General features: G+C 36.3%; 16 protein-coding genes, 7 tRNA genes and 1 other RNA gene. 17 read left to right on the plus strand and 7 right to left on the minus strand.

The annotated features are described in order from the left end of the window. Positions 1-25: 25 nt before the first annotated feature. From pyk to map, 6 genes are all read right to left on the minus strand, one after another. Positions 26-1,471: a pyruvate kinase gene (gene pyk, locus JML65_RS14625; RefSeq protein WP_047493496.1), complete on the minus strand. Its 1,446-nt coding sequence runs from the start codon at positions 1,469-1,471 to the stop codon at positions 26-28. Further along, entirely contained in the window at positions 1,464-1,937 is a 474-nt protein-coding gene (locus JML65_RS14630) for an IPExxxVDY family protein (protein ID WP_115916387.1), read from the minus strand. Before JML65_RS14630 ends, pyk begins: the two co-directional genes overlap by 8 nt. Further along, positions 1,915-2,679 carry a ribonuclease III gene (gene rnc, locus JML65_RS14635; protein WP_047493503.1) on the minus strand — a complete coding sequence of 255 codons (765 nt, stop codon included), beginning with the start codon at positions 2,677-2,679 and terminating at the stop codon, positions 1,915-1,917. Before rnc ends, JML65_RS14630 begins: the two co-directional genes overlap by 23 nt. A 9-nt stretch (positions 2,680-2,688) precedes the next feature. Further along, positions 2,689-3,933 carry a beta-ketoacyl-ACP synthase II gene (gene fabF, locus JML65_RS14640; protein ID WP_047493506.1) on the minus strand — a complete coding sequence of 415 codons (1,245 nt, stop codon included), beginning with the start codon at positions 3,931-3,933 and terminating at the stop codon, positions 2,689-2,691. Positions 3,934-3,967: 34 nt separating this feature from the next. Next, positions 3,968-4,207, minus strand: a complete 240-nt coding sequence (locus JML65_RS14645; protein WP_002976354.1) for an acyl carrier protein — start codon at positions 4,205-4,207, stop codon at positions 3,968-3,970. Between the two features lie 459 nt (positions 4,208-4,666). Then, on the minus strand, positions 4,667-5,431 hold the full coding sequence (gene map / locus JML65_RS14650) for a type I methionyl aminopeptidase (RefSeq protein ID WP_202271257.1): 765 nt from the start codon (positions 5,429-5,431) through the stop codon (positions 4,667-4,669). Between the two features lie 147 nt (positions 5,432-5,578). Between map and JML65_RS14655 the strand changes: the two genes are divergently transcribed. Both JML65_RS14655 and JML65_RS14660 read left to right on the plus strand, forming a co-directional pair. Continuing rightward, positions 5,579-6,034, plus strand: a complete 456-nt coding sequence (locus JML65_RS14655; RefSeq protein ID WP_123863264.1) for a hypothetical protein — start codon at positions 5,579-5,581, stop codon at positions 6,032-6,034. Between the two features lie 18 nt (positions 6,035-6,052). After that, positions 6,053-6,385: a hypothetical protein gene (locus JML65_RS14660; protein WP_202271258.1), complete on the plus strand. Its 333-nt coding sequence runs from the start codon at positions 6,053-6,055 to the stop codon at positions 6,383-6,385. 138 nt (positions 6,386-6,523) lie between these two features. Here JML65_RS14660 and ssrA read toward each other — a convergent pair. Further along, positions 6,524-6,922, minus strand: a transfer-messenger RNA (tmRNA) gene (gene ssrA, locus JML65_RS14665). 313 nt (positions 6,923-7,235) lie between these two features. Here ssrA and rpsU point away from each other — a divergent pair. The 15 genes from rpsU to JML65_RS14740 all read left to right on the plus strand — a co-directional run. After that, positions 7,236-7,433 carry a 30S ribosomal protein S21 gene (gene rpsU, locus JML65_RS14670; protein WP_047493530.1) on the plus strand — a complete coding sequence of 66 codons (198 nt, stop codon included), beginning with the start codon at positions 7,236-7,238 and terminating at the stop codon, positions 7,431-7,433. 83 nt (positions 7,434-7,516) lie between these two features. Continuing rightward, the gene (locus JML65_RS14675) at positions 7,517-8,404 is read left to right on the plus strand and encodes a tyrosine-type recombinase/integrase (RefSeq protein ID WP_202271259.1); all 888 of its coding nucleotides are present in this window, start codon (positions 7,517-7,519) and stop codon (positions 8,402-8,404) included. Continuing rightward, positions 8,401-8,691: an HPF/RaiA family ribosome-associated protein gene (locus tag JML65_RS14680; RefSeq protein WP_047493536.1), complete on the plus strand. Its 291-nt coding sequence runs from the start codon at positions 8,401-8,403 to the stop codon at positions 8,689-8,691. The genes JML65_RS14675 and JML65_RS14680 overlap by 4 nt, the downstream gene beginning before the upstream one ends. A gap of 107 nt (positions 8,692-8,798) precedes the next feature. Further along, a tRNA-Thr gene (locus JML65_RS14685) sits at positions 8,799-8,872 on the plus strand. A 19-nt stretch (positions 8,873-8,891) separates the two neighbouring features. Continuing rightward, positions 8,892-8,972, plus strand: a tRNA-Tyr gene (locus JML65_RS14690). 86 nt (positions 8,973-9,058) lie between these two features. Next, positions 9,059-9,131: transfer RNA gene (locus JML65_RS14695), tRNA-Gly, on the plus strand. Between the two features lie 90 nt (positions 9,132-9,221). Then, positions 9,222-9,295: transfer RNA gene (locus JML65_RS14700), tRNA-Thr, on the plus strand. 21 nt (positions 9,296-9,316) lie between these two features. Then, positions 9,317-9,397, plus strand: a tRNA-Tyr gene (locus JML65_RS14705). 85 nt (positions 9,398-9,482) lie between these two features. Then, positions 9,483-9,555 (plus strand) — tRNA-Gly (locus JML65_RS14710). Between the two features lie 41 nt (positions 9,556-9,596). Then, a tRNA-Thr gene (locus JML65_RS14715) sits at positions 9,597-9,668 on the plus strand. 203 nt (positions 9,669-9,871) lie between these two features. Continuing rightward, on the plus strand, positions 9,872-10,552 hold the full coding sequence (locus tag JML65_RS14720; protein ID WP_202271260.1) for a response regulator transcription factor: 681 nt from the start codon (positions 9,872-9,874) through the stop codon (positions 10,550-10,552). Further along, complete coding sequence (locus JML65_RS14725) at positions 10,553-11,917, plus strand: ATP-binding protein (protein ID WP_202271261.1); 1,365 nt, start codon at positions 10,553-10,555, stop codon at positions 11,915-11,917. A gap of 225 nt (positions 11,918-12,142) precedes the next feature. Then, positions 12,143-13,384: a TolC family protein gene (locus JML65_RS14730; RefSeq protein WP_202271262.1), complete on the plus strand. Its 1,242-nt coding sequence runs from the start codon at positions 12,143-12,145 to the stop codon at positions 13,382-13,384. Positions 13,385-13,386: 2 nt separating this feature from the next. Further along, positions 13,387-14,472 (plus strand): efflux RND transporter periplasmic adaptor subunit, encoded by a 1,086-nt coding sequence (locus tag JML65_RS14735; RefSeq protein ID WP_202271263.1) that lies wholly within the window; start codon positions 13,387-13,389, stop codon positions 14,470-14,472. Between the two features lie 104 nt (positions 14,473-14,576). Next, positions 14,577-15,438: efflux RND transporter permease subunit (locus JML65_RS14740; protein WP_202271264.1), on the plus strand; the 862-nt coding region annotated here is incomplete at its 3' end.

Consider the following 15,438-nt stretch of genomic DNA (forward strand, 5'->3'; position numbering starts at 1 on the left):
TCGTTAAAAAAGAAAATTTTTCTCTTTATACTGTGGTCAATCTCAATGTATTGGTTTTTCCACCTTCATAAGATGGAGTTGCATTAATGTTGATCACAAAGTCTCCGGTTTCAATATAACCGTAGTTGTGTGTCAGCATATTCACCTGAATGATTGTTTCATCAGTAGATTTCTTCATATCATAGTAATACGCATGTACTCCCCAAAGAAGGTTCAGCATTGTAATTACTCTTTTATTTCCACTGTATACAATAATCTGAGAATTCGGTCTGTGAGCAGCAAGCTGGAATGCCGTATATCCCGAGTGAGTAAGCGTAACAATAGCTGAAACATTTGTTGTTTTTGCAATTCTTACTGCAGCAAGACATACTCTGTTGGTAATGAATCTTTCATCTATACAGTTGTAGTCTTTTTCAATCGGTTCATTTTTATGTTGATAGAAATGAGTGGTTTCGATATTCTTTACGATTTTTGCCATGTTTTCTACCACCTGTACCGGATATCTTCCTACGGAAGTTTCTCCTGAAAGCATTACGGCGTCAGCACCATCCAATACGGAGTTGGCAACGTCATTCACTTCAGCTCTTGTCGGTGTTAAGCTATTGATCATGGTCTCCATCATCTGAGTAGCAATAATAACCGGCTTGGAATAGAATCTCGCCTTTTCTACCAGGTTTTTCTGGATAGCAGGAACCTCTTCCATTGGAACTTCCACACCCAGGTCACCACGGGCAACCATAAGACCGTCACATTCCAATAAAATTTCGTCAATATTTTTAACACCTTCCGGCTTTTCGATCTTCGCAATGATTGGTGTTTTGAATTTACCGTTAGGGTGTTTAGCGATTAATTCTTTTAAATCAATAATATCTTGTGCATGACGTACGAAAGAAAGAGCAATCCAGTCAACTTCCATATCTAGCATGAAGTTAGCGTCCTGGATATCTTTCTCAGTCAGGGCAGGAAGAGATACTTTTGTATTAGGCAGGTTCACTCCTTTTTTAGAACTTAGAGGTCCCCCCTGTATGGTCTTAGCCTTTACTGTATCTTTTTCGTTGGTTTCAGTAACTTCCAGTACCAATTTTCCGTCATCAATAAGGATTCTTTCCCCTACTTTTACGTCTTGTGGAAACTGTTGGTAAGTCATAAATACCTTCGTAGAATCTCCTTCCATCTTTTCATTGGTGAAAGTAAGAATGTCACCAGGATTAAGGTAAGAACCTTCCTTTACTACACCTACTCTCAGTTTGGGCCCCTGAAGGTCACCCAAAATACCCACTGAATACCCGTACTCACTGTTTAGTTCCCTAATTATATCAATATTGTTTCGAACTAAGTCGTAATCTGCATGTGAAAAATTTATTCTGAAAATATCAACACCCGCTTTCATTAAATCTAACATCACCTCCTTCGATGAAGAAGCAGGTCCTAGTGTTGCGATAATTTTTGTCTTCTTTAAATACTTATTCATAATACTGGATAATTTGATAAAGTTCTTCGTCAGAACTCAATGTGTAATCTTGAATTGGAAACACAAGATTTTCAGGGAGCAAAATTACGGAAAAATCAGGAAACTGTTCCGAACTATGTAGAATATATTCCACATCTGCCTGATTATTTAATAAAAATTTAATGTTTTCTTCTTCTGTAAAGAGCTCGGTCTGAACTTTTTTTTGTTTACTTTCCGAAGATTTGTTTGAAATAAAAGTAAAACAGGTCTTCGTAGACTTGTGATAGGCCTCGAATCTCGGAAATAAATAGTCATAATAATCTCCATGAAAGATCAGGTCTTTTTTTCTGGAGAATTTAAGATCGTTTGTTTGATTTATTTTATAGAAAAACTCATGATCGGGTATATCTTTTGCTAATCTTACCAATCCTATGGCAATATCTTCAAATTCTATATCATCAAGATCATAAAGTTTTTGAATTTCCAAGTATGTTTTCTTTTTTATTTAAAATATAAAATGCCCGCTGTGCTGCCTTTTCTTCTGATTTTTTCTTCGATGTTTCTGTTGCATTGGCAATTTTTTCATCTCCCAACCAGACATGACATCTGAATACAATCGCCTTATTGGCCTGTATTTCTTCGCAGGTTTCGTACTTTATATTGACCTTCTTTTTCTGGCTCCATTCAAGCAGGAGGCCTTTATAGCTTACAATTTTATTTTCAAGTTTGTTAATCTCGGAAGGGGTAAGCAGCTTATCCAAAATAATCTTTCTGCAAATATCATAATGGAAGTCCAAATATACAGCCCCAATTAAAGCTTCAAATAAATTTCCGGAGATATTCTCGCCCAAAGCTGCAGAACTGTTCTGTTTTTGCAGAAGGCTTGTAAGCTTTAGGTTTTCTCCTAATTTATTAAGATTTTTCCGGTTGACAATCTTAGATTTCATCTGAGTCAGGTACCCTTCATTAGCCTGAGGATAGGTCTGGAACAAATGACAAGAAATAATTGTACCCAAAACAGAATCTCCCAAAAATTCAAGTCTTTCATAATTGCTGTCTTGATTTTTAGAAGAATTTTTCAAAGAGAAAGCCTCACGGTAAAAAGCAATATTTTGTACCTCCGTACCCAACACTTTTTTAAGCTCGGTACTGAGAAAATATTCTCTTTCCGTTAACTGTCTTTTTCTTTTTTTAAGAAGGAATTTAGAAAAGTATTTCTGTAACTCCATTCATTGAATTTAGATTTTCTTAAATAGAACGCAAGCGTTATGCCCACCAAATCCAAAAGTATTACTCATGGCTACTTTTACATCTTTCTTCACAGCTGTATTAAACGTAAAGTTTAGTCTGCTGTCAATATTTTCATCATCAGTAAAATGGTTGATGGTAGGAGGAACGATACCATGAATAATAGTTCCCAGTGCAGCGATAGCTTCAATAACACCTGCGGCACCCAGAAGGTGACCTGTCATTGATTTTGTAGAATTAATCTGAATGTCATAAGCATGCTCGCCTAATAACTTTGAAATTGCGTTGGATTCAGCAATATCTCCTAATGGAGTAGAGGTACCATGCATATTGATGTGGTCTACTTCATCAGCAGTTAAGCCTGCATCTTCCAAACAACTTTTCATTACCAGATAAGCACCAAGGCCTTCAGGATGAGGAGCGGTCATATGGTGTGCGTCAGCACTTAAACCTCCCCCTTGTAATTCTGCATAAATTGTAGCACCACGTTTTACCGCGTGCTCATATTCTTCAAGAATAATACATCCTGCCCCTTCTCCTAATACAAATCCATCTCTGTCTTTGTCAAAAGGTCTTGAAGCGGTAGTTGGATCATCATTTCTTGTAGAAAGTGCCATCATTGCATTAAATCCACCGACACCACTTGCTGTAACGGCTGCTTCTGAGCCTCCACATACAATAACGTCTGCTTTTCCTAGCTGGATCAGCATTTTGGAATCAATTAGAGCATTGGCTGAAGAAGCACATGCAGATACAGTGGTATAATTAGGTCCGTGGAAGCCGTATTCTATTGAGATATGTCCCGGCGTAATATCCGCGATCATTTTAGGAATAAAGAATGGGTTGAATCTCGGAATTTCCGTGTTTGCCCATCCTAAAACTTCTGTCTCAAAAGTCTCTAAACCTCCGATTCCGGAGCCCCAAATTACACCGACTCTGTTTTTATCTACATTGTCTTCCATAATTTTGGAATGTGCTACAGCCTCTCTGGCTGCAACAAGTCCCAATTGGGTATTTCGGTCCATTTTTTTAGCCTCTTTCTTATCGAAATGCTGTAAAGGATCGAAATTTTTCACTTCGCAAGCGAACTTTGTCTTAAAGTTTGTGGCATCAAAAAGAGTAATCGGAGCGGCACCGCTCTCACCTTTCACAAGGTTTTCCCAGTATTCTTTTGCATTATTTCCAATCGGTGTTATTGCTCCAAAACCGGTTACAACTACTCTTTTTAATTCCATAAACTTTGTTTAATTTCTTTTTTGTTGAAGAATATTATTTATTTACTACTTCTTCGATGTAAGCGATAGCGTGTCCTACAGTAGTAATTTTTTCAGCCTGGTCATCAGGGATTTGAATATTAAATTCTTTTTCAAATTCCATGATTAACTCAACTGTATCTAGTGAATCAGCTCCTAAATCGTTAGTGAAGCTAGCTTCAGGAGTTACTTCTGTTTCTTCAACGTCAAGCTTATCAGCGATGATAGCTTTTACTCTTGATGCAATGTCTGACATAGTAAATTATTTTTTTAATTGTTAGATGGTGCAAATATATAAAATTCTTTACGATAAAACATTTTTTTAGTCTTTTTTGTGGACCTGTAGCCTTCATTTTGGAACTTTAGACTTTAGTGTTTTCGTTTTCAGTAGGTTATATTTTGTGTTTCTATATGGGTGTGAAATCAATTCTAAAAGAGATTGAGGGTAAAGTAAGGACCTGTATCTTTTAAATCTCTGTTTTTTTGACTCCTGATTTTATAAATAAAGTATTAGAACTAAGACATCTGGAGCTTTCTTGAATTCCAAAGTTTATTGCATTGGCATCTCTGATATTGAAAGCTAAGCTGCATGAAAAATAGAATGATCTTTGGTCGGATTCGGGGTGAAATTTTTATATAATACAGCCATTATCTTTTAAATAAAGCTCGTTTTTAATTCTTTTTACCCCGGATCGAAGTTGCCGTATGAATGTTTTTAATTCAATATACCATTCATTTCTGTTAAAATCACAGGTTCTCCATCGGTAATCAGAATGGTGTGTTCATGCTGAGCCATATGTCCACCCTTATTACCTACCATAGTCCATCCGTCCTTAAGCTCTACTGCAATAGTTGAAGAGGTGGAAATAAAAGTTTCAATGGCTACTACAGAATTTTTTTTGAACCGCCTGGAATCGAAACGATTTCTATAATTCAGTAATTCATCCGGTTCTTCATGAAGGCTTCTCCCTACGCCATGACCTCCAAGATTTTTAATGACTTTAAAACCTCTTTTTTTAGCTTCTGTTTCCATAAGCTGTCCGATGTCTGCTATTTTTACCCCTCCTTTTATATTGCTGATTGCTTTTTCCAATATGTATTTAGAGGCATCTACTAATTTTTGATGTTGGTTGATGTCTTCTCCAACAATAAAAGAACCTCCGTTGTCTGCCCAGAAACCGTTAAGCTCTGCGGAAACATCAATATTGATTAAGTCTCCTTCCTGTAAAATCCGTTGTTCTGTAGGGATACCGTGGCAAAATTCATTATTTACACTTATGCATGTCCAGCCTGGAAATCCATAGGTAAGATAAGGAGCAGAATTGGCACCGAACCCTGAAAGTATCTTGGCGCCATATTCGTCAAGATCTTTGGTCGTCATGCCAGGTTGTGCATAATGAATCATCTCCTTCAAAGTATATGCAACTGCTTCACTTACTTTCTGCATTCCGGTTAATTCATATTCATTTGTTATTGACATTTTTCTTTTTTTTTCTTAAATGTAAGTATTATATCTTTATTTTATTGATATATATAGGTATACATTCATTAAAATATAAATTTATTTGTCTTTGATAAAGAAAAACAGGTAAATTTAGACTAGCTAAAACCATTACAATTTAATTCCATGAATTCAATTATTTTAAACAAACGAATATCAATACTGATGAGCTTCCTGCTTGTTATATTGACTAGCTGCACCTCTATTAAGCTTATCAGTGATTATGACGAACTCACAGACAAGAAGATTGTAGCGCTGCAGGAAAAGGTGACCGGATTTGTCGTTAAAATCCGGGATGAAATTGGTACAGATAAGGCTAAGTATGTTAACTATAAACCCTTTTATCAGGAGGTTAAAGTGGATCTGGAAACCCTTAAAATCCGCACTAATGCCATCGATAATAATAAAATAGTACAGGATCAGGTTTCTACATTGGCCACATACATAGACAATTTAGAGAAGGTCCATAAGTTGGGTTTTAATGATGTTTCCGAGGTGGATCTTATCAACAGCCAGTGTAATACTATTTTTACAGCCCTTACTAAATTACAGCTTGGCCTGAAAAGAGGTGAAAAAAAATAACCATAAAAACGAATTAAAATGGCAGATATAGACTATAGTCAATTATTGAAAGATATGCTGACAGCAATGAAACAATCATTCACCAATGACTGGAATGATGCTCAGCCTTACGCAAAAGCAGAATTAAACTCTTTCGTAGACAATATCAAGTTAATTAATAAGCTAAAATCTGATGGGAAAATCACTGAAGAGAAAGCGAAATTGTATCTTGAAATGCAAAAGGGGTCCATGAGAATTGTTCTCTTAACCATAGATGGGTTGACGATATTAGCGGTTGAAAATGCAATTAATGCAGCACTGGATGTCGTAAGAAATACGGTAAATACAGCAATAGGCTGGACTATTTTATAAACAAAGATTTGTTACAACTTAATAAAGGGCAGGTGAAGAATGATTCATTTGCTCTTTTTTTTGTTTAAAATTGGAGCGTTTTGGATGTAAAATAAAAAAGAGAAAATGTAATGATTTACAAATTCTCTTTTATCTTTTTAGTGGAGTTGGAGGGATTCGAACCCTCGTCCAAACAAGCAATACATAAGATTTCTACATGCTTATTCTACCATTGATTTTCGACTGAAGGCAGAGGGCAGACACCCAACTTCCAGCTTGTCTTCTAAAGTTTTCGAGTTTCAGCCAAAGCATCTGAAACCTTATTCCCGCATTCCTATATCCCAGGATCAAACGCCGCAGAACAGAGCATTTGTGAGATATCTTGCTTCCTTACTATCTTCAGGAAAACGCTTGATCTACTATACTTCGATATTAAGCTGCAAGAGCGAACTCTTCGTTGCCAGTTAAAGTTGTGTAGCAAGGGATTAAAGAGATCGCGCTACGGTTCTCTGCATGCTTACTTACCCATTGATCTTGCTGTCGAAACCAGTCAACCCCATGAATAAAGTGAATGCAAAGATAATGCTTTTTGTTTATATATCATTATTGTAGGTCTTTTTTGTGACGAATAAGTGATAAGAAGGTATATTTGGTGTGATTGAGAGGAGAAAAGGGTAGGGGTAGGATCAATAAAACAGGATGCTTATCACGGAATGTTAATTAATTGTGGATAAAATAATTAGCGCATGCATTGCCCTTTAATACTGGGTTTTTAATCCTATATTGAGTTTAAATGTGATAGTTTTTGGGTATATATTTTGTGATTTAAGAAAAAATGTCTAGTTTTGCAATCCAAAATGAGATGTAAAATATGTTAATAATACCAGTAAAAGATGGTGAATCCATCGACAGAGCTCTGAAGAAATACAAGAGAAAATTTGATAAAACAGGTACAGTTCGTCAATTAAGATCTAGACAACAGTTTATTAAGCCTTCTGTGACTTTAAGACAATCTAGACTGAAAGCTGCTTACAAACAAAGAGCACTTAGTAAAGAAGAACAGGCTTAAGATTTTTTCTTAGACCATATACTAATTCACTCCTTAAATTCTTATATTTGAGGAGTGAATTTTTCGTTTTTATACCTGAAGTAATGCTGAATAAGTTTTTAGAATATTTAGAGTTCGAAAAGAGGTATTCTCCTCATACTATTACAAGCTACAGAAAAGACCTTGATGACTTTTCTTGTTTCTACCTTAAAACAGAGTCGTCAGAAGATATCTTTAAGGCAGATAAAAAAATCATCCGAAACTTTATTGTAGAATTAAGTGAGCATGGTATTTCAAAAAGAAGTATCAACAGAAAATTATCCTCCCTCCGCAGTTTTTTCCTTTTCCTTTTAAAAATAGGTGAAATTAAGGTTTCTCCTGTAGAAGGAGTTTCCTCCCTGAAATTTTACCCCGAGAAGCAAATACCCATGTCTAAAGAGGAAATGGGGGATCTTAGCGAGCGGATTTTAGAACACACTCATGATATCCTGGATAAATGTATCATTGAAGTACTGTATCAAACCGGTATACGGAAAGCTGAGCTTTGTGGCCTGATATTTGAGAATGTTGATATAGAAGGAAATGAATTAAAAGTAATTGGAAAGGGAAATAAAGAAAGAGTGGTTCCCATTTCCGAAGATCTGTCTGGGCTCCTTAAAAGTTATTTGGAAATAAGAAATCCACAGGCAGAATTCAAATCCTGTTTTTTCGTGAATAAGAAAGGGAAAAAACTCAATGAAAAATTTGTTTATGTGGTAGTTAATAAGTACCTTAGTCTTGTTACAACGAAAGAAAAAAAAAGTCCTCATATCCTTCGGCATAGCTTTGCTACTCATGTGTTGGATAATGGGGCGGAGATCTCCAAAGTAAAAAAAATATTAGGGCATTCAAGTCTTGCCAGTACTCAAGTCTATACGAATGCTAATATTGAACAATTGAAAAAAGTGTTTAATCAAGCTCATCCTCGAGCGTCTAAAAAAGAAGAATTATGAAGATTTCAGTTCAATCAATTGGTTTAACTCCACACGAACCACTAGAATCACACATTGAAAAAAAAGTAAGCAAATTAGGAACCTTCTATGATAAAATTCAGGAGTGCAAGGTTTTCTTAAAAGTGGAAAATAACTCCGATAGAGCTAATAAAACCGCTGAGATTATTTTGGCTGTTCCGGGGGACGATATTGTGGTTAAGAAGACAAGTGCAACTTTTGAGGAAAGTTTGGATCTATGCGTTGATACAGCTAAAAAGCTACTAATCAAGAAAAAAGAAATGGCTTAGAAAAAAAAGTTAAAAAAAGTTCATAAAAAATTTGAGAATTCAAAAAATCCGTTCTATATTTGCACTCGCAAAAAAGGAACAGCGATCTTTTGAATTCTTTTTAATTTGCCTCCATAGCTCAGTTGGCCAGAGCACGTGATTTGTAATCTCGGGGTCGTGGGTTCGAATCCCTCTGGAGGCTCATTTTAATATAAAACTTTGGGGAGATTCCAGAGTGGCTAAATGGGACTGACTGTAACTCAGTTGCTTCGGCTTCGCAGGTTCGAATCCTGCTCTCCCCACATTTATATTATAAAAAAAACTTGCAGGATTAAAGAATTATTCTTAGTTTTGCACAGCGTTTACCAATGGTTTTGGAAACAAAATTGCGGAAGTAGCTCAGTTGGTAGAGCGTCAGCCTTCCAAGCTGAATGTCGCGGGTTCGACCCCCGTCTTCCGCTCAAAATAATCACCTTATAAAAGTGATATTTTTAACAGCTGAAATGTATAGAGTAGAGTTTCTCCATCAGTTTCAGTTCAATTATTAAAATGCCTCCATAGCTCAGTTGGCCAGAGCACGTGATTTGTAATCTCGGGGTCGTGGGTTCGAATCCCTCTGGAGGCTCTATTTTAATATAAAAACTTTGGGGAGATTCCAGAGTGGCTAAATGGGACTGACTGTAACTCAGTTGCTTCGGCTTCGCAGGTTCGAATCCTGCTCTCCCCACTTTTATATTAAAAAAAAACTTGCAGAATTAAAGAAATATTCTTAGTTTTGCAAAGCGTTTACCAATAATTTTGGAAGCAAAATTGCGGAAGTAGCTCAGTTGGTAGAGCGTCAGCCTTCCAAGCTGAATGTCGCGGGTTCGACCCCCGTCTTCCGCTCAAAAAAATCATGCTAATTCAGTGTGATTTTTTTATTTGATGCCGACTTAGCTCAGCGGTAGAGTGCTTCCTTGGTAAGGAAGAGGTCACGGGTTCAAGTCCCGTAGTTGGCTCTCAATTTTCCCGGATTTTATTCGGGAATTTTTTTTACCCAAAATTCAGTGATAAAAGTAAAAGCCGAAAAATAGAACGAGGGTTATTATTCATTTCATCTGTTGCTTTGACAATATATCCGGATGGTGTTTAAATTTTTTTATATCATCTTTAGAATTGCAATCATAAAATTTTTGTTAAATTCGTGTAAAATATATTTTTGATGAATATTCTTTTACTAGAAGATGATCTCATTCTTTCCGCAGAACTTTGCAGATTTTTAGAATCTAATAATTTTAGCTGTGATAAAATCTATGATGGAGAAACTTTTCTTCGTCAGATTAAGAACAATACCTATGACTTGTATCTGCTGGATATTAATGTTCCCAAAATAAATGGATTGGATGTTTGCCAAACCATCCGTTCCTTTGATAAAAATACACCTATCATCATTATTTCGGCGTATGGAGATATTTCGGATAAAAAGGATGCCTTTACCAGGCTGGCAGATGATTATCTTGTAAAACCTTTCCAGTTTGAAGAACTGCTTTTAAGAATCAATTCTTTACTGAGAAGGAAGGCTCCATCTGATGCTTCCGATCAGGATATTATCAGAGTTGACGATCTTATCATCAATAAAACAGAACAGAAGGTATACCGTGGAGGTAATGAGATTACACTTACTTTAAAAGAGTTTCAGCTATTGGTCTATCTTGCCGAAGCACAGGGAAGAACTGTTTCTAAACAGCAGATCACAGAACATGTGTGGGAACATAATTTTAATACCAATACCAATACGGTAGAGGTCTATATCAATTTTTTAAGAAAAAAGATTGATAAGGATTTTAAAATAAAACTGATCCATACGCGCTCCGGGTTTGGATATTACTTAAGTCCATTATAAATGTCTTTAAAAAGAAAGATTGCTTTAACGATCAGTATTGCCTTTTCACTGCTTTTTGGAATGGTGATGGCTGTCATTTATTTATCTTTCAATGATTTTAGACGGGATGAGTTTAAAGAAAGGTTCAGACAAAGACTGGAGTTTACCACTCATTTTATTTCAAGATCTAAAGATTTTGAAGAAGAAGCGCCTATTTTTTTTAATGAGAATTCAGACAATATTCTTTTGAATGAAAAGATTTTAATTTTCAATGACAAGAAAGAACTGATCTATAGTACGATCAAAGACCGAAATGTCACATGGGATACTACCATGCTTAAAGAACTGGATAAAAAAAAGATCATCTATACTGAAAAGACCGTTCCGGAGATTTATGCAGCCTTGCGAACTATTAATGGAGAGAACTACTATATTCTTACCAGTGCTTTTGACACCAATGGAAAATCAAAACTGACCTATCTTAAATATCTTTTGATTTTGGCGTATGTGATGAGCACCCTTCTGATTGGTTTTTTCAGCTATTATTTCGTAGAAAAATTCCTACGCCCTCTGGAAGACCTGAATCAGGAAATTTCAGAAGTTACCGCCCATCAATTAACAAAACAGATTCCGGTTCAACAGTCAAATGATGAAGTAAGCGTTTTGGCAAAGTCTTTCAATACCATGATCGTAAGACTGAATGACGTATTTCAGTCCCAGAAAGATTTTACAGCGAGTGCTTCACATGAGATAAGGACTCCGATCACAAGAATGGCTTTCCAGCTTGAAAACCTGATTACATTTGAGAAACATTCTCCTAAAACGCTGTCTGCATTACAGCAGATTCAGAGGGATGTGTATCAGCTGTCAGATCTTACCAATTCATTATTGCTTCTCACCAAGTTTGATAAAGAAAATATTCAGAGTATTTATGAAGAGGTAAGAATTGATGAAGTAATATTTGAAGCTTTTGAAGCGGTAGAGAAAAGTTATCCCGATCTTAAGCTTGATTTTCTCATTACCGAAGATACTTCTGAAAATGCTCTTCTCACGATAGACGGAATACCCTCTTTATTAGTTATCGTTTTTATTAATTTATTTAAAAATGCTGCGGTATATTCTGATAATACTGAAGTAAAAGTTTTAATAACTGAAACAAGCGACTGCCTTTCTGTAGAGGTAATATCTCATGGGGATATAATTCCTGAAGAAGAGCAGTCTAAACTATTTGAAGCCTTTACCAGAGGAAATAATGCACAGAATATATCCGGATCCGGACTAGGATTGCGGATTGTTAAGCGTATCCTTGAATACCATGATTCTGAGATTGTATATTCTTCACCTGAGGAATACCTGAATAAATTCACAGTATTTTTTAAAAAATAATTTTCTTCGTATTATTTTTTTGTAGAAAACGGAGTGCAATTTTTGTTAAACTTTGGATTAAACTCTGGAATGAAATTCAACATATAGAGAATAATAAGCCCCCCCCTTCTTTTATTAAAATGCTTTCTGAAATAGCCCATTTACGGGGATTTTAATTTTTTTTTAAGCGTCATTTAAGTTTCTTTTAATCGCATCAAACCAATTTTGTAATTTAAAAAGAAAATAATGAACAGAATAGCAATGCTGTTTCTTGCCTTTTCCTCATTCGTGGCAGGACAACAGCAAATGTCTCTTTTGGATTGTGAAGAAGCATTCCAAAAGAACAACCTCCAACTGCTTGCCGAACAGTATAATATAAATATGGCGGATGCTGATATTCTACAGGCTAAAATCTGGGAGCTGCCACAATTGAGCGGTCAGTTCAATGCTTATAATCCCGGTGATAAAAAAATCTTTGATATTGGACATTCAAAAGGAGGGGGCATTACGCAGCTCATTTATATGGGAGGCAAAAAGAAAAATGAAATAGCTTTTGCAAAATCCAATAAAGAACTGGCTCAGCTCCAGTTTTCCCAATTACTGGTTGATCTGAGAGCCCAGCTTCGTACGGCTTATTTCAATCTTTACTATGAAAAATTAAAACTCGAAAATACCGATAAGCAATTAGGATATATGAATGATCTTTTAAGCGCTTACCGTTTACAGTCAGCAAAAGGAAATGTATCCCTTAAAGATGCTGTAAGATTACAGAGTCTTGTTATTCAGCTGAATCACGATAAACTTGAAATCAATAAAAATATTCTTGACTTTGAACAGAGTCTAAAAATTTTAACGGGAATTTCGGAAGATATAGAGCCGCAAATGTCAGAACCGGAAGCTAAGGAAGCTCTGGCTGCCCAGCCTTTTGGTGATGTCGAAGAGCTGAGAAAAAAGGCGCTTGAAAATAATTCGGACTATCGGTATAATTTAAAATTGATTGATAATAGCAAATTATACGCCCAATGGCAGAAATCTATGAATGTTCCGGACCTGAATGTGGGAGCTGCATGGGATCAGGCAGGAGGAACTTTTAATAATGAAGTGAATCTTACCCTGGGAATTCCCCTGCCACTATGGAGGGCCAATCAGGGAAATGTTGAAAAAGCCAATTATGCCATTCAGCAGAACCAAAAAAATGCAGACTTTCAAAAATTAACACTTGAAACTAAAGTACAGTCTGCATACAAAACCTGGAAAGCACAATATGACCAGCTGCAGGATATCAAAACAACAGATCTGAAAAATATGGATGTGGTCTATAATGGAATGATAACGAACTTTAGAAAGGGGAATGTGAATCTTATTGAATTTACAGACTTCATGGATAGCTACCGGGAAGCAGCTCTCCAAATCTATGATATGAAAAATGAAATCATGCAGTCTGCAGAACAACTTAATCAATTAGTACAAACGAAAATCTTCTATTAACAATGAAAACATATATTATCCCTGTATTGATGGTCTTATCATTATTGGCCTGTTCAAAAAAAGAGGAAGAAAAAACAAACCAGCCTAAGAAAGGTTTTGAGCTTAGTAATACTATGCTGGGGTCTATTTCATTAGCTAAAGTAGAGAAAAAGAATATAGAAGATGTGTATAGCTTTTACGGAAAGATTTCTGCAGACAAAAACAGTTATATAGATGTATATCCGCTTGTAGGAGGAAACGTAATGAGTGTAAATGTAGAGCTGGGAGATTACGTGAAGAAAGGGCAGGTGCTAGCGACCATCAGGAGTACGGAACTCGCAGAGGTCCAAAAAGATGTAAGCGACTCAAAAACCGATTTGGTAGTGGCTACGAATAATCTTCGGGTTGCCAAAGAGTTGTACGAGGGGAAACTAAATACAGAAAGAGATGTACTGGAAGCTAAAAGCCAGTTACAGAAAGCCCAGGATCAGTTACAGAGAGCCACTGCTATAAGTACGGTATATAATGTAAAGTCGGGAAATATTTACAGTGTGGTAGCCCCAATTAGCGGATATATTGTTCAGAAAAGTATCAATAAGGATATGCAGCTGAGAAGTGACAGAAGTGAAAATATTTTTGATGTAGCCAACACCACGAATGTATGGGCAATCATGAACGTTAATGAATCAGATATTGATAAAATAAGCCTTGGAATGAAAGCGCAGGTTTCTACCCTTTCTTATCCGGATAAAGTTTTTGATGGTAAAATTGATAAAATATTCAAAATTATTGATCCGCAAACCAATGCAATGCAGGCCAGAGTTGTTCTGGATAATGCCAATGACTTACTGATTCCGGATAGCAAGGCTACGATAAAAGTTTCCAGTTTGGAAAATAACAGTATGCTGACCGTTCCGTCTAAGGCCGTAATCTTTGATGATAACAAAAGTTTTGTAGTGGTTTTTAAATCCAGAACAGACGTGAAGGTAAAAGAAGTTAAGGTTCAGAAACAGGTAGGTGATGTTACCTATATTGCAGATGGATTGACTGAAGGTGAGGAGGTGATTACCAACAATCAGCTGCTCATATACCGTTCCCTGAATAGCTAAGTTCTATTAAATTCTTTATCAGCCTTAAGGGGTTGATAAAAATGAAAATAGATGTAAAAATAATTTTATTTCAACGGCTTTTTTAGGTCATCAATCTATCAATCATGAATAAATTCATTAAAAATATAATCGCTTTTTCATTAAAAAATAAAGCATTTACCTTTATCTGGGTAGCTATTTTGGCCATTGCCGGCTTTATAAGTTTCAAGAACATGCCGATTGAAGCTTTTCCGGATGTTACCAATACCCAGATTGTAATCATTACCCAGTGGAATGGGCGTAGTGCAGAAGAAGTAGAACGTTTTGTTACTACTCCCATCGAATTAGCTATGAGCCCGGTTCAGAAGAAAACCAGTGTGAGGAGTACCACTATGTTTGGACTTTCCATTGTTAAAATTCTGTTTGACGATGGGGTGGACGATACTTTTGCCAGAAATCAGGTGAATAACCAATTAAGAACCATTAGCCTTCCTGATGAGGTAGATCCTGAAGTACAGCCACCCTACGGGCCCACCGGGGAGATTTTCAGATATACCCTGGAAAGTAAAACAAAAGACTCCCGTAAATTGCTTACCCTTCAGAACTGGGTTATTGACCGTGCTTTGAGAGGAGTGCCGGGGGTAGCAGATATTAATGTTTTCGGAGGACAGGATAAAGTTTTTGAACTGAGTATTGATCCACGCGCTTTGGATAAATACAATTTAACTCCTCTACAGGTATATGATGCGGTGACCAAAAGTAACCTGAATGTTGGAGGAGATGTCATTGAAAAAAATGGGCAGGCCTATGTGGTAAGAGGAATAGGTTTGGTAAAATCTGTAGCTGATATAGGAAATATCACCATCCAGAATGACAGTGGAAACCCTGTTTTGGTGAAAAATGTAGCTGAAGTGCATGAAAGTTCTATGCCCAGGGTAGGGCAGGCGGGTTTGAATAACCATGAAGATACGGTAGAAGGGATTGTGG

This window comes from Chryseobacterium sp. KMC2, assembly GCF_016756935.1.
In the GTDB taxonomy this organism is placed as follows: domain Bacteria; phylum Bacteroidota; class Bacteroidia; order Flavobacteriales; family Weeksellaceae; genus Chryseobacterium; species Chryseobacterium rhizosphaerae.